The organism is Candidatus Sphingomonas phytovorans (assembly GCA_029202385.1).
In the GTDB taxonomy this organism is placed as follows: Bacteria; Pseudomonadota; Alphaproteobacteria; order Sphingomonadales; family Sphingomonadaceae; genus Sphingomonas; species Sphingomonas phytovorans.
Genome location: CP119314.1, coordinates 3421311 through 3440433, shown reverse-complemented (window position 1 = coordinate 3440433; position 19123 = coordinate 3421311). Strand labels below are relative to the sequence as shown.

Sequence of the window (19123 nt, the reverse complement as noted above, 5' to 3'; positions counted from 1 at the left end):
TCTCCGATCTTCCCCGGCGGAGGCCGGGGTCCGGCTCCGGGACGCCGATGGTGAGCGCACCGCGTGCCCATTGCCGCCTTCCCGACTGGTCCCCGGCCTCCGCCGGGGACGGGAAGGGGGTGCGGGATGTGGCTTCCCACCTCTCGGTCAGCGATTCGTGAGATGAACCGCGCCCCCATTCCTGTCCAGCCGCGCCTCGGCCTGCCGGATCCCGGCGACGGGGTCGGGCTGCGTGAGGAGCATTATCCGCACCTCATGCGCACCCCGCCCGAGGACTGGGGTGTCGGCTGGTTCGAGATCATCTCGGAGAACTATCTCGATAACGAGGGCTATGGCATGCGCGTGCTTGAGCATGTCGCGATGCATCGCCCGGTGGTGATGCACGGCGTGTCGCTGTCGATCGGCAGCACCGCGCCGCTGGACCGGACCTATCTGGCGAAGCTCAGGGCGCTCGCCGCGCGCGTTTCGCCGCTATGGATCTCGGACCATCTCTGCTGGACTGGCGTGGGCGGGCTCAACAGCCACGACCTGCTGCCGATGCCGCTGACCGAACAGAGCCTTGCCCACACTGCCGGCCGGGTGCGCGCGGTGCAGGATGTGCTCGGCCGCCCGATCGTGCTGGAGAATCCCAGCACCTATCTGGCCTTCCACGCCAGCCGGATGCCCGAATGGGAATTCATCGGCCGCCTTGCCGAGGATACCGGCTGCGGCCTGCTGCTCGACGTCAACAATGTGCATGTCAGCGCGGTCAACCAGGCGTTCGATCCGATCGCCTATATCGATGCGGTGCCGGCGGATCATGTCGTGCAAATTCACCTCGCCGGGCCGAGCGACCATGGCACGCACCTGATCGACACGCATGACCACCCAGTGCCCGATGCGGTCTGGCCGCTTTATGCCCGTGCCTGGGAACGCTGCGGCCCGGTCGCGACCCTGCTTGAATGGGATGCGAACATTCCGCCTTTCGAGGAGCTGCTCGCCGAACTGGCCAATGCAAGGATGGTGCGGGAGGGGCTTGGCATGGCCCGGGTCGCCGCCTGATGGCGGGCACCGCCGATCTCCAGGCCTGGCTGCAGGCGGCGATGCTCGACGGCGAGGCGGCCGACGCGCGCGATCATGTCCTGGGCGACAACCGCCTGACCGCCGAGATGCGGATCGGCATCTACGCCCAGGGCTATCGCCTGCGCCTGCTCGAATGCCTCGGCACTGAATATCCGGTCCTGTCCGCGCTCGCTGGCCCGACGGCCTTCGGCCTGTTCGCGCAGGGCTATATCGCTGCCCATCCGTCGTGCTCCTACACGCTGTACGATTTCGGTGCGGACTTCGCCGACTATCTCGACGCTGCCCGGCCGGCCGGTGATGGCACCCCGCAAACGGTCGAGGCGATCCCCGGCGCCCTGGCGAGGATCGAACGGGCCCAGGCTGAAGTCCATCGCGCGCGGGGCGTCGAGGGCAGGACGCCGGCCGCGACGGCAACCGGCTTCGATCCGGTGATTGCCTCGATCCTCGGCCTTGGTCTCGGCCATTCATGGTGGCGCCCGGACAGCGTCCGGCTGCTTGAATTGCCCTTCGACTTCACCGAAACGCTTGTCGCCGTCGATCGCGGCGAGCCGCCGTGTCTGCCCCTCGCTGCCCCGTCGCTGATGGCGGTATCGCGGATCGACTATCGGGTCGCCTGCCACCGGCTGGAGGGCTGGCAACATGACTGGCTCGCGCATCTGCCCGACGAGGCGGTCGCTGCACGTTCGGCCTCGGACGATCCGCGCTTGGCCGCCTGGCTCCCCGCCGCGATCGCGCAGGGCCTGGTCGCGCCGGGCGCCTGATCCGATCGACAGCGCTGTCAGATATCGCGTCCCGCCGGAAAGAGCTGCGGCTATACCGTGCGGCGGCCAGTCACGAAGTGAAGGATGACCATCACTACCGCAATGACCAGCAGCAGGTGGATCAGGCCGCCGGCGACATGAAAGGCAAAGAAACCGAGCAGCCAGAGGACCACCAGGATTGCGGCGATAGTTCCTAACATCGGATTGTCCTTTTCATTGAACCCACGAAACGAACACGCAACCTTACGGTTCCGGTCAGTGGGTCACGCGCACAGGCCGTCGAAACTCGCGTGATTTCCTAGGTGGCATCGCGGCGGCGATCTGCTAGAAAGTTCTACTTTTGTTCCAGTGGAGCCTTTGTGGCCAATCGCGCCGGCAGCGCCGATCTTCCCCTGCATGGCGGCCATGTGCCGCCATGGCTGGGCTTGCGCATGGCGAGCCTCGGCGCGGTCATGTCGCAGGCGATCATCCATCATTACGGGCGGGACGAGCTGTTGCGCCGGCTGGCTCACCCCTTCTGGTTCCAGAGCTTCGGGGCGGTGATGGGAATGGACTGGCATTCCTCCGGCATCACCACCAGCGTGATCGGCGCACTGAAGCGCGGCCTCGCGCCGCTGTCCGGGGAGCTCGGCCTCCATGTCTGCGGCGGCCGGGGCAAGCAATCGCGCCGCACGCCGGACGAGCTGGTCGCGATCGGCGATCGGGTCGGGCTCGACGGGGCCGCCCTCGCACTGACCAGCCGGCTCGTCGCCAAGGTCGACAGCGCGGCGGTGCAGGATGGATTCGACCTCTATCTCCACGGCTTCATCGTCGCTGACGACGGGCAATGGGTGGTGGTGCAGCAGGGGATGAACGGCGCGGCGCGGCAGGCGCGGCGCTATCACTGGTCGTCGGAAGGGCTGGGCAGCTTCGTCGACGCGCCGCATGCGGCAATCGAGGGCAGGGGCGGGGGTGAGATTGTCAACCTCACCGATCGCCGGGCCGCCGCCTCGCGCGATGCGCAGCTCGATCTGCTCCGCGATCTCGGGCCTGACCGGATCGCCCGCGAAGCCGCCGCGCTTGAGTCGCCGAAGCCCGCGGCACAGGACGACCAGCCGATGCTGCCGCACCTGGTGCTGCCGGGCCATCACGACGTTCGCCCGGCCGACGTGATGATCCGTCGCCTCCACGGCACGCTCGCCGCCGCGGCGGAGAATGGCCCGGCCGATTTCCCGGAACTGCTGCTCGTCCCCGGCGTCGGCGCCCGCACGGTGCGCTCGCTGGCGATGGTGGCCGAGGTGATCCATGGCGCGCCCTGCCGCTTCGCCGATCCGGCGCGCTTCTCGCTCGCGCATGGCGGCAAGGATCGCCACCCCTATCCGGTGCCGATCAAGGTCTTCGACCGGACCATCGCGGTGATGAAGGACGCGGTCGGCAAGGCGAAGCTCGGCAATGACGAGAAGCTCGCCGCGATCCGGCGTCTCGATGCGCAGTCCCGCGCGATGGAGCGCCGCGCGACCGGCCCGACCCTGCCCGACTTCGTGGCGGAGGAATTCCGCAATTCGCACGATTATGGCGGCCGCAGCGTCTTCGGCTGGGAACCGCCGGTTGCTGGCGAACGAGCAGCCGGAAGCGTTTAGCAGCGACGTCGCCCTACACGCTTCCCGTCACCCCGGACTTGTTCCGGGGTCTAGCGCGGCGCAAACCAAACTGCCGGTGAGGATGCGGGCCGGTGGACGCCGGAACAAGCCCCGGCATGACGGAAGGGAACAGCCGCTCCCCGTTTTCCCCAAGACAATGACGGTCGATTCAACCACTCGCCGGCTTGATACAATGTGCCGCCCGGACGCGTGAAAACCCGCTCCCGCTGTTTCTCACGATGGCCGATTGCTCACGCGTTGACCGTCCCTGTTTCCTGATTTTAGCCCGCTGTTACGCGGGAAGTTTCCGCTGTTAGTTCCATAACAGGGAAAAGACAGGCTAATCTGTTGAAATGCCTGTCTTAAAATTGCCAGGGAAATCCAACTTTTCCCCTGTTAATTCGTCGGAAAAAAACTGCGCCCTCTTATCCGCGCTAACAGGGGCGCTTATCCGCCGGGCGTCACTTCACCCCGATCAGCCATGGCTGAACCCCGCCGGTCGGCTTTGGCGTCCCGTCGATCCGCTCGGCCCTGATCAGCGGCACCGGCGTCAGGATCATCTGCCCCTTCATCGGGCCTGATCCGCCGCCGATCGGCCGGGCGAGGATCTTGCGCACCACATCCATGCCCTCGACGACATGGCCGAACGCGGCATAGCCCGTATAGCCGGGCTTCGCGTCCATGCTGGGATGCGCGCCGAGCATGATCGCGAAATTGCCCGTCGCCCCGTTCTCGTCGCGGCCATGCGCCATGGAGATCACCGTATCGAGATGGCGGATGCCGGTCCGGCTGGTCGGCTCAAGCGGGACTGGTGACGGCAGCATGCGCCGCGCGTCGGTGCCGATCCCGCCCTGGACGAAGCCATAGGCGGGATCGGCCTTGCTGCGTGCCGAGCGGTAGAAGCTGGTATTGTCCAGCCGCTTGTCGTCGACATAGGCGAGGAAGTTGGCGGTGGTCCTGGGCGCGCGCTTCGCGTCGAGCGCGATCACGATCGGGCCGAGCGAGGTGACGATCCGTACGCGCACGATCCCCGGCGCGGGCTTGCTGGCCGGGCCCGGGGCGGCGGCCGACGATGCAGCGAGCGTCGCCAGGGCGAGAGCGAAAAGGATAGGGCGCATCGTCAGCTCGTACCGGAGGATTGCGGGTCCGCTAAGGCGTGCCAGCCGCGTGTGCAAGACGCTCAGGCTGCCTTGGCAAGCGCATATTGCCGGCAATGTTCGAGATAGCCCACTTCATGGCTGCCCGACAGGTCGACGACGCTCTCCCATAGCCATGAGGGAGCATCGAGCGCATCGTCCCGCCGGGCCGCAAGCGTCTTCTGCCACGCGGCACGTGTCGCCGGATCCATCTGCCGCGCATGGGCCTTGCCGACGACATAAGCGAGATAGCGGGCGGCGCGCGCCGCCTCGCCGCGGGTGAACTGCTCGACCTCGAGCTTCAGGTCCTGCGGGGCAAGCTCGCGCAGGAAGACGGGGCGATCAAGCAACGTCGCCGCGATCATGCGGTCGCCCAGATAGGGGGACAGCGCCCTGGCGCCGGTGACGACGCGCTCAGCCTGGTCTTTCGGCATTGCCGCGTGCCTGGCCGCGGGGGCGGCAGGGGCGGTGGCTTCCTTCACGTCGATCAGGCCATATTCCTCGCGTCCTTTCGCGCCGCGGATGGCAACGACGACCGCGTAGCGCATCAGGCCAAGCGAGCTGCACCCTTTCACCCACCAGGCGGCGTCGACCAGCCTGACCTCGCGGTGCTTGTCCTCCCGGCCGAGCGAGAGGATCAGCCTTTGGGTGCCGGCATCCTCGATCAGCCCGGTCAGCGCCGCGCGCTCCTCCGGCGAGACCGCCCAGAATTTCTTGCCGAGCGGGATCTGCGGCTCGGGATCGTCGATCCGTTCGCGGGCGAGATGGTGCCAGCGCCGGCCCAACGCGCGGTGGTTGATCACCCGCACCGCGTCGGGCTCGGGGCCGGGCCCGGCCTCATCGCCCCTGGCGTCCGGATCGCTCAGCGCGTCGCCATAGCCTTCGACCATCTGCTCGATCATGCGTGCGGTGACGACGCCGGGCAGGTCCGATCCGCGCGCTGCCGTGGCAAGCGACAGGGCAAGGCGGATCAGGTCGTGCGCCGGGTTGCCGATCACTGTCTGGTCGAGGTCGCGAATCTGGATCTCGATCCCGCCGCGCCCGTCCGCCAGCGGTCCCAGATTGCCGAGATGGCAATCGCCGCAAATCCAGATCGCCGGGCCGGACGGCAATCGCCTCGCCGAAGGGGAGGCGGCAAGCCAGTCGTAGAATTTCGCGGTGTTGCCACGCACGAAGGCATGGGCTGACCGCGCCATCTTCATTGCGCGGGCGGATTCGAGCACGGCTGACCGGTCGCTTGGCGAAAGCTGCTTCATGCGCCTCCTTGGGGAAGTCGTTGAGCAGGCCAAACGCACGGTCGGCGGAAACGAGCCTTTGGTCGAAAGGTCGTGCCGGACGGGCGGCCTGCGCTGTCGCAGGCCGCCCGCGAGGCGTTTACCGCGCGGCGATCACCGGCCGCTGCCACCCGCCGCCGAGCGAGCGGAACAGGTTGACCTGGGCGCTGGCGATCCGAGCGTTCGATGCGGCGAGGTCAGCATCGGTATCGGCGAAGGTCCGCTCGGCATCCAGCACTTCGAGGAAGTCGATCTGCCCTTCGCGCTGGCGGGCGCGGGTGATGCGGGCGGCCGCCTCCGCCCCGTCGCGCGCTGCCTGCAAGGCCGCGCGGCGCTTGAGCTCGCCCTGATAGGCAGCGAGCGCGGTTTCGGTTTCCTCGAGCGCCTGGAGCACCGTCCCGTCGAACGTCGCCAGCGCGCCGCGGGTGTCGGCCTCGCTCGCGGCGATGCGCGCGCGCGCCGCTTCCTGGTTGGGGAAGGACCAGCTGATCAGCGGTCCCACCAGGAAGCGCAATGCGCCGCCGGTGAACAGATCGCCGATGCTCATGCTGCTCGATCCGACCGATCCGCCGAGCGAGATGCGCGGGTATAGCTCGGCGGTGGCGACGCCGATCCGGGCAGTCGCGGCGGCGAGCCGTTGCTCGGCCGCGCGCACATCGGGCCGCCTTGCGAGCAGGGCCTGGCCGTCGCCGACCGGGATCGGCTGGTCGAGACGCGGCGTGTCGGTCCGCGCGGCGGCGATCTCGGGCAGCTCCTGCGGCGTGCGGCCGGTCAGCGTCGCCAAGCGGAACAGGGCCGCCTGGCGCTGCGCCTCGATCGCCGGGACGAGCGCCGCGCGCTGGTCGCGCAGGGTGGTGATCCGGACCAGGTCGAGCTTGGCCGCGCGGCCGGCATCGACTCGCTTGCCGGTCAGCGTCGCCGACTTGTCGAGCAGCTCGACGATCCGTTTCGCCACGCCAAGCCGCTCGGCGGAAGAGGCTGCGTCGACATAGGCGCCCGTCGTCGCGGCAACCACCGCGACGCGTACCGCATCCGCGTCGGCATCGGCCGCGCGGACATCGCCGCGGGCCGCTTCGATATTGCGCCGGACGCGCCCGGCGAGATCGACCTCATAGGAGACGCTGAGGCCGATATCGTAGGATTCGCCCTCGGATGCCGTGCCGGGCAGGCGCTGGCTGTCGGGGGTGCGGCCATAACCGCCGGTTGCGCCGATCGACGTCTGGGGCAGGCGATCGGACCGCACGCCGCGCAACGAGGCGCGTGCCCGGTCGAGCCGCGCGACGGCGACGCGGATATCGGTATTAGCGGCCAGCGCATCGGCGACGAGCTGGTCGAGCGTCGGGTCGCGGTAGAGCTGCCACCAGTGATCGTCCGCCTGCGCGGTCGACACGGTGGGGCTCGCGCTGCCGACGAACTGGCCCGCCGCCTTGGGCGGGGCCACCGGCGCGACGAAGTTCGGGCCGGCGGCGCAGGCGGACAGGGCCAGGGCGGAGAGGGAGGCGAGCAGTAGCTGTTTCATGACGGCCGCTCCTTATTCGGCGGGCTGAAGGGTCGCCGGCAGGTCGTGCTCGCGGCGGCGGGAGAACCGCGCCGCGAGCGCCCGGCAGACGACGTAGAAGGTCGGCGTGAAGAGCAGGCCGAAGGCGGTGACGCCGATCATCCCGAAGAACACCGCGGTGCCCAGCGCCTGGCGAAGCTCGGCGCCTGCCCCGCTCGCCAGCACCAGCGGCACCGTGCCGAGGATGAAGGCGAAGCTGGTCATCAGGATCGGACGGAGGCGAGTCTGCGCCGCGCGCACCGCCGCCTCGACCGGCGAGAGACCATCCTGTTCCTCGGCCTGCTTGGCGAACTCGACCACGAGGATCGCGTTCTTCGCGGCAAGTGCGATCAGCACGACCAGCCCGATCTGGGTCAGGACATTGTTATCCATGCCCCGCAGGTTCACGCCGGTCATCGCCGCCAGCAGACACATCGGCACGATCAGCACGATGGCCAGTGGCAGGGTGACGCTTTCATACTGCGCCGCCAGCACCAGGAAGACGAACACCACCGCCATTAGGAAGACGAGGCCGGCCGTGCTGCCCGCTGCCTTTTGCTGGTACGCGATCCCCGTCCACTCGTGCGAATAGCCGGCTGGCAGGCTTGCATCGGCAAGCTTCTCCATCGTCACCAGCGACTGGCCCGAGGAGAAACCCGGTGCCGTATCGCCATCCACCTCGACCGCGGGGAAGAGGTTGTAGCGGACGACGCGGTATGGACCGGTCTTGTCCTGGAAGGTCGCGACCGACCCGATCGGCACCATCTGGCCCGAGTTGGACCGGGTCTTCAAATTGGCGATATCGGCGGTGGTGTTGCGGAACGGCGCATCGGCCTGGGCCGTGACGCGATAGGTGCGCCCCAGCAGGTTGAAGTCGTTCACGAACGCCGAGCCGAGATACACCTGCAGCGCCTCGAACACCCGCTCCGGCGGCACGCCGAGCATGTTCGCCTTGGGCCGGTCGACATCGGCGAAGATGCGCGGCGTCGCGGTGTCGAAGAAGGTGTAGATCTGCGCGAGCCCGCTGGTCTGGTTGGCCTTGCCGATCAGGTCATAGGATGCCTTGCCGAGATCGGCATAGCCGCGTCCTTCGGTATCCTGCACCATCATGCGATAGCCGCCGGCCGAGCCGATGCCCTGGATCAGTGGCGGCGGCACGATCATCAGCCGTGCCTCGTCGACATCGGCGGTCGCCTTGCGTGCCTCGTCCATGATCCCCTGGAAGGTGACGCCAAGCGCCTTGCGCTCCTCGAAGCTCTTCAGCGGAAAATAGGCGGCGGCGGAATTCGGGGCGAGCGTCTGCGACGGGCCGTCGAAACCCGCCAGCATCACTGAACCCTTGATGCCCTTCAGCGGCAGGATCTTCGCGGCGACCTTGCGCATCACCGCGTCGGTCCGCTCGATCGAGGAGCCGGGCGGAAGCTGGATCACGGTCAGGAAATATCCCTGGTCCTGCGCCGGCACGAAGCCGGTCGGCGTGATCCAGAATACCCCGCCGGTCAGCGCGATCAGGCCGGCATAGGCGAACATCATCTTCTTCGGCGCGTTGACCAGACGGCGGGTGAGCGCGGCATAGCCGAGGCTCATCCGTTCGAACCCCCGGTTGAACGCGTCGCCCGCGCGGTTGACGATCTGCTGGAAACGATTGCCCGTGCCCGTCTCCTTATGGCGGAGCAGCAGCGCGGCGAGCGCCGGCGACAGCGTCAGCGACAGGACGAGCGAGATGATCGTCGCGGTCGAGATGGTCACCGCGAACTGGCGGTAGAAAGCGCCCGACAGGCCGGTGAGGAACACCGTCGGCACGAACACCGCGCAGAGCACGAGGACGATCGCGACCAGCGCGCCCGACACCTCGTCCATCGAGGTGCGCGCGGCCTCAAGCGGGGTCAGCCCGCGTTCGAGGTTGCGCTCCACATTCTCCACCACGACGATGGCATCGTCGACGACCACGCCGATCGCCAGCACCAGCCCGAACAGCGACAGGTTGTTGAGCGAATAGCCGAAGGCGGCGAGCACCGCGAAGGTGCCGATCAGCGAGACCGGGATCGCGACCACCGGGATGATCGCCGCGCGCCATTTCTGGAGGAACACCAGGATGACGAGCACGACCAGGATGATCGCCTCGAACAGCGTATCCTTCACCGCGTCGATCGACTGGGCGATGAACTCGGTCGGGTTGTAGATGACCTTGTACTCGAGGCCCTTGGGGAAGCGCGCCGACATCGACTTCATCTCGGCGGAGACGCCTTCGGCCGCGGCGAGCGCGTTGGAACCGGGGCGCTGGAACACCGCGACGATCACGGTGGGCTTGCCGCTGAGATAGGTGTTGCTGCCATAATCCTGCGCGCCGAGCTCGACACGGGCGACGTCGGACACCTTGACCTGGCGGCCATTGGCATCGGTGCGGATCACCACATCGGCGAACTGCTTGGGATCGGTCAGGCGGCCCTGGGTCTCGACGTTGAGCTGGAAGGCGTTGCCGCTGGCATAGGGCGGCTGGCCGAGCGTGCCGGCGGCGACCTGGACGTTCTGCGCGCGAAGTGCCGCGACGATCTCGCCTGCGGTCAGGTCGAGCGCGGCGGCGCGGCCGGGATCGATCCAGACACGCATCGAATAGTCGCGTGATCCGAAGAGCTGCACGTCGCCGACGCCGTCGATACGGCTCAGGCGGTCGCGCACCTGGGTAAGCGCATAGTTGGAGATATAGCCGCGATCGAGCGAGTTGTCGGGCGAGACCAGGTTCACGACCATCAGGAAGTCGGGCGAGGTCTTGCGCGTCACCACGCCGAGCCGCTGCACATCCTCGGGCAGGCGCGGCACCGCGATGGCGACACGGTTCTGTACCAGCACCTGCGCGGCATCGAGATCGGTGCCCTGCTTGAAGGTGACGGTGATGACGACCTTGCCGTCACCGGTCGATTGCGACGACTGGTACAGCATGTTATCGACGCCGTTGATTTCCTGCTCGATCGGCGCGGCGACGGTTTCGGCGACCGTCTCGGCCGAGGCGCCCGGGTAATTGGCGGTCACGGTCACGGTCGGCGGCACGATGTCGGGATATTGCGACACCGGCAGGGACATATAGGCGATCGCACCGACAAGGGTGATGACGACAGCGATCACCGCGGCGAAGATCGGCCGCGTGATGAAGAAGCGCGAGAAGCGCATGGATTTCGTCCTCGAGAAAGAGGGTTGCGTGACCCGTCACACGGGCGGGAGAGTTTTGAAGAACGAACGCTTTCCCGATCCGTCATGCCGGACTTGTTCCGGCATCCACTGTCCCGCGAGAGCAATCAGCGCTGATGTCCCGGACCAGTGGACCCCGGAACAAGTCCGGGGTGACGGTGCGAATATTGGGCGCTTCCGTTCTGCAAAAATCTCCTGGCGTGAGAAGAGCGAGAGTTCAGTTCGCGATGGTGGCCTCGCCCGCGATCGGCAGCGATACCGCCGGTCCGGCCGGCGCAGCCGCACCAGCGCCGATGTGGCCGGGCTTGGGCGCGACCTTGGCGCCGGGCATCGCCATCTGGTTGCCGGCGATGATCACGCGGTCCTTCACCGTCAGGCCCGACCGCACGACACGCAGGCCATCGACGACGGGCCCAAGTTCCACCGGCTTGGCGGAAACCTGGTTCTGGGCGTCGACCGTCAGCACGATCTTGCGGGCCTGGTCGGTCTGGATCGCGGTGTCGGGCACCAGCACGGCGGGAGCCTTGCCGCCGCTGGCGAGCCGCATGTTGCCGAACATTCCAGGCGTCAGGAAATAATTGGCGTTGGACAGGACGGCGCGGCCACGGATCGTGCCAGACCGCTGATCGAGACCGTTGTCGGTGAAATCGAGGCGCCCCTTCCAGCGATGCTCGGTCTCGTCCTGAAGCTGGATCTCGACCGCCGCCGGCGCCGCGCCCGGCTGGCGGGCGCGCTGAGTCTTCAGGTAGAGTGCTTCCGATCCGTCGAAGGTGAAGTAGATCGGGTCGAGCGCGTTGATCGTGGTCAGCACCGTGCCGTTGGTGCCTTCGCCGCCCGCCACCTGGTTGCCGGCATCGACCTTGCGGTCGGAGATGCGACCGGCGATCGGTGCGCGGACCTGGGTGAACTCGACGTCGAGCGCGCGGACGCGCACCCGGGCATCGGCTGCGGCGAGCGCTGCCTGCGCCGCCTGCAATTTGGCGCGGAGCGAATCCACCTCGCCGGCCGAAACCGCCTCGTCGGCGATGAGGCGGGTCGCGCGGCCGAGATCGGCCTGGGCGAGCGCCAGCGCGCTGCGGGCGCTCGCCGCATTGGCGCGGGCCTCGGCCAGTGCCGCGGCGAACGGGCGCGGATCGATGGTGAAGAGCAGCTGGCCCTTCTGGACGATCTCACCGTCGCGGAAGTGGATGCCGGTCACCTCGCCCGCCACGCGCGGACGGATCTCGACCGTGCGGCTCGGGGCGAAACGGCCGACATAGTCGTCCCATTCGCTGACCTCGCGCACCAGCGGTGCCGCGACCGTTACCGACGCCGGGGGAGGAGCGGCGGCAACGGCCGGGGACTGTTCGGCCAGCTTGGTGCCGGCCGCGGCGACGAGCGCCAGAGGGATAAGCACGATCGCCGCGCGCCGCGTTCGCGACATGCGGTTGAAACCGTCGACGAGCGGTCGCGCGGTCGTGCTTTCGATGGGGGTGATCATGTTCATGCGGCGATCCTTGGATTGGCGTAGATCTGGACAAGGCCGACACGGTCGCCGGTGACGCTCGCCACCAGGGTTTCGGCCTGGGAAAGGGTGAAGCCGGCGTCGAGGAATCGGTCGATCTCGGCCTGGGCGACGGCATAGCCGCGGCGCCACGCATGGACCGCGAGCCGGCGCAGCGCCTCAAGCCTGCTATCGGCAAGCCGCGATTTGGCGCCGAAGCCGAACAGGCTTCCCAGCGCGCGCGACACCCGGCCGGGCTCCTCGAGGCTGGACAGGCTGTCGCGGCGCGACACCGCGATGACGCTCCATTCGAGCGCCGAGAAGCCGGTTTCCCCGCTCTCCGTCGCGGCGGCTGACGCCATGGCGCGGTTGCGGACGGGGGCGGCGAACATGTTGTCGATATCGAGATAGGCCATGGCTATTCCCCTTGAAGTTGATTGGCCACAGGGCGCCGATCGCGAAGACGGATGTCTTCGCGCGCAGATACGCACCGGGCGTGACTGGTCGGCACGGAGCAGCTTGAAGCTGCCCGCCTGGCCGTCCGGAAATGGTGGAGCGCGATCGACCTCAGGCCGGTCGCGGCTGGTTCAGCAGTTCGTCTTGATCATGGGCGTTTCCCTCCGCCGCTGGCGAGACCGGCGAAGGGCTCGCATTCAATACCAATCGGTATATAACGCTATGCTGCGGCGCGTCAAGCGGCTTCTGTACCGCGAGGTATATTTAATTTCAATCAGCGAGTGGGCCAAATCGACAGGCTGGTTTCGACCAGCTGGCCGAGCTCCTGGCAGGTCGCGCCGGATCCGGCCTGGACCGAGAGTCCCTGCAACAATGCGAAGAGATAGCGTACCAGCGCGACCGGCTCGATCGTATCGGGCAGATCGCCCTCGGCCTTGGCCCGTTCGAAGCGCGCGATCAGCGCCGCCTCGGACGAGGCGCGGCGCTTGACCACTTCGGCCTTGATCGATTCGGCCTCGACGCCGCAGGCGCTCACGCTGATCACGCCCAGGCAACCGCACGGATCGCCGGTATTCATCTGCAGCTCGAGCGCGCCGCGCAACAGCCGCTCAGCCACGCCCCGGGCGGTCGACGCGTCGAGCGCGCTGCGCATATAAGCGAGCTTCTCGCGTTCGTAGAGATCGAGCGCCTTGTGGAACAGCGCTTCCTTGTTGCCGAACGCCGCATAGAGACTCGGCTTGGTGATGCCCATCTCAGTGGTCAGTTCGGCCATTGACGCACCTTCATAGCCGCGCGTCCAGAATACCCGGAGAGCGGATGCCAGCGCTTCCTCAACGCAGAACTCCCGGGGCCGTCCCTTGATGGGTGCCGGGGCAAGAATCTGTTCCATACCGATCGGTATATAGCGTGCTTTCCGTAAACGTCCAGTGGGCACCCCAGGATCCGGCCAGGATCCGGCCCGCATCCGGCACCGACCGATTTGACAGCCAGTCCTATCCTGCCTAGCAGGTGCAAACGCGAATCACTCGCATTAGCATCAAGCTTAGGGGTTACCGATGATCGAGCAGTTCATCACGCCGCGCGCGGCCATCAGGTCCGGGGCCGCCGTGCTGGCGATCGCCTGGGCGTTGAGCGCCGGTGCGGCCTTTGCCGCGGACGAAGCTCACCCCGCCGACGAGGACAGGGATCTCGTCACCGTCACCGCGACGCGTATCCCGCAACCGGTCGCCAATGTGCCGGCCACCGTCACCGTGATCGACGCGGAGACGATCGCCGACCAGATGGCCTCCGACATCAAGGATCTGGTCCGCTTCGAGCCGGGCGTCAGCGTCCGCCGTGCCCCGAGTCGCTTCGGCGCGGCGCAGGGCGTCACCGGGCGCGACGGCAATGCCGGCTTCAATATCCGCGGGCTCGAGGGCAATCGCGTGCTGATCCAGGTCGATGGCGTGCGCGTACCTGACGGCTTCGAATTCGGGGCGCAGTCAGCCGGGCGCGGCGATTATGTCGATCTAGGCGTGATCAAGTCGGTCGAGATCCTGCGCGGCCCGGCCTCGGCGCTCTATGGCAGCGACGGCCTCGCCGGTGCGGTCAGCTTCGTGACCAGCGACCCGCAGGATTTCCTGAGCGGCGGCAAGTCGATCGGCGGCATCGCGCGCGCCGCTTATGATTCGGCCGACAACCAGTTCTCCGAAACCGGCATCGTCGCAGGCGCCTCGGGCGCCTGGTCAGGCATGGTCGCCTATACCCGACGCGACGGGCATGAGCTGGACAACAAGGGCACGAACGAATCGCTCAACGCGAACCGTACCGCGCCGAACCCGCAGGATGCTTTCTCCAACGCGGTGCTGGCCAAGATCGTCTGGTCGCCCGATGACCATAACCGCGTCCGTCTGACCTATGACCATCTCGACGCCCATGTCCGCACCAATGTGCTAAGTGGCATCGCGGTCACCCCGAGCGCGGCGACGAGTGTGATCGGCCTGACGGCACGCGACCGTACCCGGCGCGACCGGGTTGCGCTCGACTGGCGCTACACTGGTACGGGTGCGATCACGTCGGCGCAGCTCACCGGCTGGTATCAGGACGGGGAGAACCGCCAGTTCACCGCCGAGGACCGCAACACTGCGGCGGACCGCACCCGTCTCAACACCTTCGCGAACCGGGTCTTCGGCGCGAGTGCCGAACTGCGGAGCGATTTCGCGACCGGCGCGCTGACCCACAAGCTGGTCTATGGCGGCGATGCAAGCTTCACCCGGCAGCAGGGCCTGCGTGATGGCACGGTGCCGACCCCGCCGGACGTCTTCCCGACCCGCGCTTTCCCGATCACTGACTATACGCTGGTCGGCGGTTATCTCTCCGACGAGATCGGCATCGCTGACGGCGTGCTGACATTGTTCCCGGCGCTGCGCTTCGATCATTACGCGCTGACGCCGAAGCGTGATGGGCTCATCCCGGCCGCCGCCGCACACCCCGGGAAGCAGAGCGGATCGCGCGTCTCGCCCAAGCTCGGTGCGCTGGTGAAAATCGGCGATATCCGCCTGTTCGCCAATTATGCGCAGGGCTTCAAGGCGCCGTCGCCGACTCAGGTGAATCAGTTCTTCGACAATCCGACCTCGCCACAATTCGCCTATCGCTCGATCCCCAATCCCGATCTCCGTCCCGAAACCAGCGAGAGTTTCGAAGGCGGCGCGCGGATCGTGACGCCGGTTGTGAGCGCTGGCGTGACTGGCTTCACCGGCAGCTACCGCAACTTCATCAGCCAGGAATCGATCGGCAATCACGCCGGCACGCCGGCCGATCCGATCATCTTCCAGTTCATCAACCTTGCCCGAGTCCGCATCAGCGGCGTGGAAGGCAAGATCGACGTGACCCCCGTGAAGGGTGTGACCGGCCGGTTCGCGGTGAGCTATTCGACGGGAACGGTGACTGGCGCCGGCGGCGTGAAGTCGCCTTTGTCGACGATCGATCCGGTCAAGCTGGTCGGCGGCATCGGTTATGACGCGCCCGACAGGCGTTTCGGCGGCCAGCTTGTCGTGACGCATTCGGCCCAGAAGCCGAAATCGGCGGCCGCGTCCAACGCCTATCGCCCGGGCGGCTTCACCATTCTGGATGCCACCGCTTATGTCAGAATCGCCGACATGCTCACCCTGCGGGCTGGCATCTTCAACATCTTCGACCAGAAATATACCTGGTGGAGCGATGTCCGCGGGTTAACGCAGACACCTGCCAATATCGCTACGAGCGACGCCTATACCCAGCCCGGCCGCAATGCGAGCGTATCGCTGACGGCCCGCTTCTAACCAGCTTTCCTCTCCCCGCTTCCCTCTCCCACCGTCTCCGGGAGGGGGCTGGGGAGAGGGGCAGTCGCACCCACCGGTCTTGCCCCTCCGGGACTGTCCCTCTCCCCGATTTTTTCGATATCCGAAAGGAGCCGACGCTCATGAAGACCGCATTCCGCCTAGCGCTTGCCGCCGCCCTCATCACCCTGCCGCTCGCTGCTCCGGCGCTTGCCGACGGGCCAGTCGCGACGCGCAGCGCCGCCGACGAAAAGGCCGCCTTCGATGCCGATCGCGCATCGATCCTGGCCATGGCCGGCAACTACAAGGTCACCTTCGACATGCGCGAGACCACACCGTGGCGCGCCGACTACACGCCGATCCCGGCCAAGATTTCCGGCGGGCATGAAAGCGTCCGGGTGATCGAGGACAGCGGCCGCCATATCGTCCTGCAGCACCTGCTGGTCGTGACCAGCGAGGGCAAGACCATGGTGATCAAGCATTGGCGGCAGGACTGGAGCTTCGAGCCCGCCTCGGTCCTGGTCTATGCCGGCCAGGGCCGGTGGAACGAGGAGGCGGTGCCTGAGCGGATGCGCAAGGGCCGCTGGTCGCAGACCGTGTGGCAGACCGACGATTCCCCGCGCTATGGCGGCTGGGGCGAATGGACCGAGGAAGGCGGTGTGCGGCGCTGGCGCAGCAACTGGACCTGGCGCCCGCTCGCCCGCCGCGACGCGATCCGCCACCCGCGCTACGACCGCTATCTCGGGATCAACCGCCATTCGCCGTCGCCGGCCGGCTGGATCCACTGGCAGGACAATATCAAGATGGGCCCGGTCGACGGCAAGGTCGTGCCCTTCGTCCAGGAATCGGTGCTCAACACCTATGCGAAGGACGATGCGTACGACGTGAAGGCGGGCGACGACTATTGGGCCGCGACGAAGGACTATTGGGCCGCCATCCGGACTGCCTGGGACTCGGCGATCGCCAGGGACAAGGGCGTGTCCGTCGCCGAGGTGGCGGAGACCGGCTCAGCTTCGGGCGAACGGCTGATGGGCTTTGCCGAAGACGTGCAGGCGAAGAAGCTGACGACCGCGGCGGCAATCGAGAAGGGCAAGGCGGTGATCGCCGAGGTGACGAAGCGCTGAGGCTGGCGGGAGCGCCTGCTTTTTTGGTTGGTGCTCCCACGCCTGTCGCCTTGTATCTCGCAAGGCGGTGTTCGATCGGATAGGGGCCTCGCGAGCTAAGCGGGGACCCCATGGCGACGACGACCCTCCACTGGACTGATTTCGGTCTGTCGCCGGTGGCGTTCCACCTCGGCCCGTTGCCGGTCCATTGGTACGGCATCAGCTATCTCGTCATGCTGCTGCTGGGCTGGTGGTATCTGCGCCTGCTCACGCGGCAGCCCGGCGCGCCGATGCGACAGGATCAGGTCGACGACCTCGTCTCCTATGTCGTCGTGGGTGTCGTGGCGGGAGGCCGGCTTGGCTACACCCTGTTCTATCAGCCCGGCATCTGGACTCATCCGGTCGATGTGCTGAAGCTGTGGGAAGGCGGCATGTCCTTCCACGGCGGCCTGATCGGCCTCGTCCTCGCGCTGTCGCTGTTCGCCCGGCGCCATGAGGTGAACCTGCTGCGCCTGTGCGACTATATTGGCTGCGCGACACCCTTTGGCCTCGTGCTCGTCCGGCTCGCGAATTTCGTGAACGGGGAGTTGTGGGGGCGCCCGACCAGTTTGTCCTGGGGCATGGTGTTTCCTGGTGCCGGGGATGATCTCCCGCGCCATCCGAGCCAACTCTACGAGGCCGGGCTCGAGGGCCTACTGATGATGGCGGTTCTCGGCTTCCTGTTCTGGCGGACTGACGCCCGCTATCGGCCGGGCAGGCTGCTTGGCGTTGGCCTCCTGATCTATGGGAGCGCGCGCTTTTTGCTCGAACTGGTGCGCCAGCCGGACCGGGGGCTTGAACACCTGTCCTGGGGCCTGACCATGGGGCAGACGCTGAGCGTGCCGATCATCATGGTGGGCCTTTATTCTACCCTGGTTTCGTTCCGTCGACGGCCGTTGATGATCGCTGACGTCGCGACGTAGCTATGAGGACGTGGACATCGCGATCGCAACAACGGCAGCAACCAGCGAGGCGACGGATACGCCTAATGCCATAATTGAAATCGTATTGGCCCGTCGTGCGATTAGCGAGCCCCGGCGTGCCAATTCTGCGTCGAACAGCACTTTCGAAGTGGTCGCGTTGTCGGACGCCAAAACGACGAGATAGGTGTCGCTGACGTTACGGAGCATTTCCGTCTTCTCAAAAGGATTGAGTCCACCAGCGCGTTTTGCTGCATCGCGAAATGCGATGTCTCCAGCCGTTGGCTTGTACGTCACCTTGATTTCCTTATCCCAGCGCGCGCTATTGTTCGATCGTATCACCCAACTGGAAAGGTGGCTATGAAGTCGGTCCGATCCCTTCGCTCACGCTCTGTCGGCAATTGCTCGCTATGATCCATGACGGTGGTCCGAGCGATGCAGCGGCGCGCGCCCTTACCGTGATCGATGGCATTCGCCACGAGCATTCCGACAATGATCGGCTGACCGATTCTCGCGCGCCCGCCGCGCTGGTCCACAGGCTGCCCGATGGCTTCGGCCGCAGCACTGCCCACGAGATCCTGCACGAGGTGAACCCGGTGCGCGACTGCGCGATCGAGGAGGTCGATGCGTTTCTTGGTTGAGCATCGCTGTTGTTGGGTGCGGCTGGGTCAATTCCTCAGTCGTTGCCGGCGCGACGCGGCAGTTTCGCTACAAGCTCATTGGCGCCGTGCAGATAGGCTGACAGCCAGAGTGTCGAGCCATCGTGGAACATTAGTCGATACTCACCGCGCATCTCGCTCTTGGTGACCGAGCGAACCTCGGAAATCCGGCGCACCGCATCGTGGCCAAAGATCGTGCGGAGGCGGAGCTGGTCGCCCTTCCACATGATGGTGCGTCCATAGTTGGTCCACATGCCAAAAAGGGCGGCCAGCCCAAATGCGATGACCAGAATCAGGGCGTAGGTCATCTGCGTGTCGGCATCCGGACGCGAAGAGCCAACGAAAAAGCGAAGATAGCCGCAGAACGCCGCCATCGCCGCCATGCCCGTAACGGTGGCGTTGATCAGCCACCCCGGCCGAAGCGTTTTCCATCCCTCGGCATTGGCCCGTGCCCGTTTCTGCCCGCGCTCGGCGATCAGGCAGAGGGCGGCTGCGAGGACCGCCCCGATCAAACCACTAATCACCGGACCCATATCCCTTTCCGCCGCCGCATTCGATGCCCGGCTAGAATGTGAGTCTGTGCTCTGGTGGC

The 19123-nt window shown here is 66.7% G+C and carries 17 protein-coding genes; 7 read left to right on the top strand and 10 right to left on the bottom strand.

Annotated elements, in window-relative coordinates:
- Positions 1-162 precede the first annotated feature (162 nt).
- Together P0Y59_15800 and P0Y59_15795 are read left to right on the top strand one after the other, a co-directional pair.
- On the top strand, positions 163-1041 hold the full coding sequence (locus tag P0Y59_15800) for a DUF692 domain-containing protein (GenBank protein ID WEJ98402.1): 879 nt from the start codon (positions 163-165) through the stop codon (positions 1039-1041).
- Positions 1041-1823 carry a DNA-binding domain-containing protein gene (locus tag P0Y59_15795; protein WEJ98401.1) on the top strand — a complete coding sequence of 261 codons (783 nt, stop codon included), beginning with the start codon at positions 1041-1043 and terminating at the stop codon, positions 1821-1823. The genes P0Y59_15800 and P0Y59_15795 overlap by 1 nt, the downstream gene beginning before the upstream one ends.
- Positions 1824-1873: 50 nt before the next feature.
- Here the strand turns inward: P0Y59_15795 and P0Y59_15790 are convergent, their stop codons facing one another.
- On the bottom strand, positions 1874-2023 hold the full coding sequence (locus P0Y59_15790; GenBank protein WEJ98400.1) for a lmo0937 family membrane protein: 150 nt from the start codon (positions 2021-2023) through the stop codon (positions 1874-1876).
- A gap of 159 nt (positions 2024-2182) precedes the next feature.
- Here P0Y59_15790 and P0Y59_15785 point away from each other — a divergent pair, with 159 nt between their 5' ends.
- The gene (locus P0Y59_15785) at positions 2183-3442 is read left to right on the top strand and encodes a DUF763 domain-containing protein (GenBank protein ID WEJ98399.1); all 1260 of its coding nucleotides are present in this window, start codon (positions 2183-2185) and stop codon (positions 3440-3442) included.
- A 461-nt stretch (positions 3443-3903) separates the two neighbouring features.
- On the opposite strand, the gene P0Y59_15780 is transcribed toward P0Y59_15785, so the two are convergent.
- The 7 genes from P0Y59_15780 to P0Y59_15750 form a co-directional block, all read right to left on the bottom strand.
- The gene (locus tag P0Y59_15780) at positions 3904-4560 is read right to left on the bottom strand and encodes a peptidylprolyl isomerase (GenBank protein WEJ98398.1); all 657 of its coding nucleotides are present in this window, start codon (positions 4558-4560) and stop codon (positions 3904-3906) included.
- Positions 4561-4622: 62 nt separating this feature from the next.
- A complete protein-coding gene (locus tag P0Y59_15775; GenBank protein ID WEJ98397.1) occupies positions 4623-5834 on the bottom strand; it encodes a DUF2252 family protein in 1212 nt (403 codons plus the stop codon).
- Positions 5835-5952: 118 nt separating this feature from the next.
- Positions 5953-7371, bottom strand: coding sequence for a TolC family protein (locus tag P0Y59_15770; GenBank protein ID WEJ98396.1), 1419 nt, complete (start codon positions 7369-7371; stop codon positions 5953-5955).
- 12 nt (positions 7372-7383) lie between these two features.
- Positions 7384-10557, bottom strand: coding sequence for a multidrug efflux RND transporter permease subunit (locus P0Y59_15765; GenBank protein WEJ98395.1), 3174 nt, complete (start codon positions 10555-10557; stop codon positions 7384-7386).
- A gap of 235 nt (positions 10558-10792) precedes the next feature.
- Positions 10793-11998 (bottom strand): efflux RND transporter periplasmic adaptor subunit, encoded by a 1206-nt coding sequence (locus tag P0Y59_15760; protein ID WEK02597.1) that lies wholly within the window; start codon positions 11996-11998, stop codon positions 10793-10795.
- A 59-nt stretch (positions 11999-12057) separates the two neighbouring features.
- Entirely contained in the window at positions 12058-12474 is a 417-nt protein-coding gene (locus tag P0Y59_15755) for a hypothetical protein (protein ID WEJ98394.1), read from the bottom strand.
- Positions 12475-12788: 314 nt separating this feature from the next.
- Positions 12789-13403 (bottom strand): TetR/AcrR family transcriptional regulator, encoded by a 615-nt coding sequence (locus P0Y59_15750; GenBank protein WEJ98393.1) that lies wholly within the window; start codon positions 13401-13403, stop codon positions 12789-12791.
- Between the two features lie 166 nt (positions 13404-13569).
- Here P0Y59_15750 and P0Y59_15745 point away from each other — a divergent pair, with 166 nt between their 5' ends.
- The 3 genes from P0Y59_15745 (at position 13570) to lgt (ending at position 17875) form a co-directional block, all read left to right on the top strand.
- The gene (locus P0Y59_15745) at positions 13570-15813 is read left to right on the top strand and encodes a TonB-dependent hemoglobin/transferrin/lactoferrin family receptor (GenBank protein ID WEJ98392.1); all 2244 of its coding nucleotides are present in this window, start codon (positions 13570-13572) and stop codon (positions 15811-15813) included.
- A 140-nt stretch (positions 15814-15953) separates the two neighbouring features.
- The gene (locus P0Y59_15740) at positions 15954-16934 is read left to right on the top strand and encodes a hypothetical protein (protein ID WEJ98391.1); all 981 of its coding nucleotides are present in this window, start codon (positions 15954-15956) and stop codon (positions 16932-16934) included.
- Between the two features lie 110 nt (positions 16935-17044).
- Complete coding sequence (gene lgt, locus P0Y59_15735; GenBank protein ID WEJ98390.1) at positions 17045-17875, top strand: prolipoprotein diacylglyceryl transferase; 831 nt, start codon at positions 17045-17047, stop codon at positions 17873-17875.
- Here the strand turns inward: lgt and P0Y59_15730 are convergent, their stop codons facing one another.
- Entirely contained in the window at positions 17876-18169 is a 294-nt protein-coding gene (locus P0Y59_15730; GenBank protein WEJ98389.1) for a hypothetical protein, read from the bottom strand.
- A 113-nt stretch (positions 18170-18282) separates the two neighbouring features.
- Here P0Y59_15730 and P0Y59_15725 point away from each other — a divergent pair, with 113 nt between their 5' ends.
- On the top strand, positions 18283-18513 hold the full coding sequence (locus P0Y59_15725) for a hypothetical protein (protein ID WEJ98388.1): 231 nt from the start codon (positions 18283-18285) through the stop codon (positions 18511-18513).
- 35 nt (positions 18514-18548) lie between these two features.
- On the opposite strand, the gene P0Y59_15720 is transcribed toward P0Y59_15725, so the two are convergent.
- Positions 18549-19055, bottom strand: coding sequence for a hypothetical protein (locus P0Y59_15720; protein ID WEJ98387.1), 507 nt, complete (start codon positions 19053-19055; stop codon positions 18549-18551).
- Positions 19056-19123 lie beyond the last annotated feature (68 nt).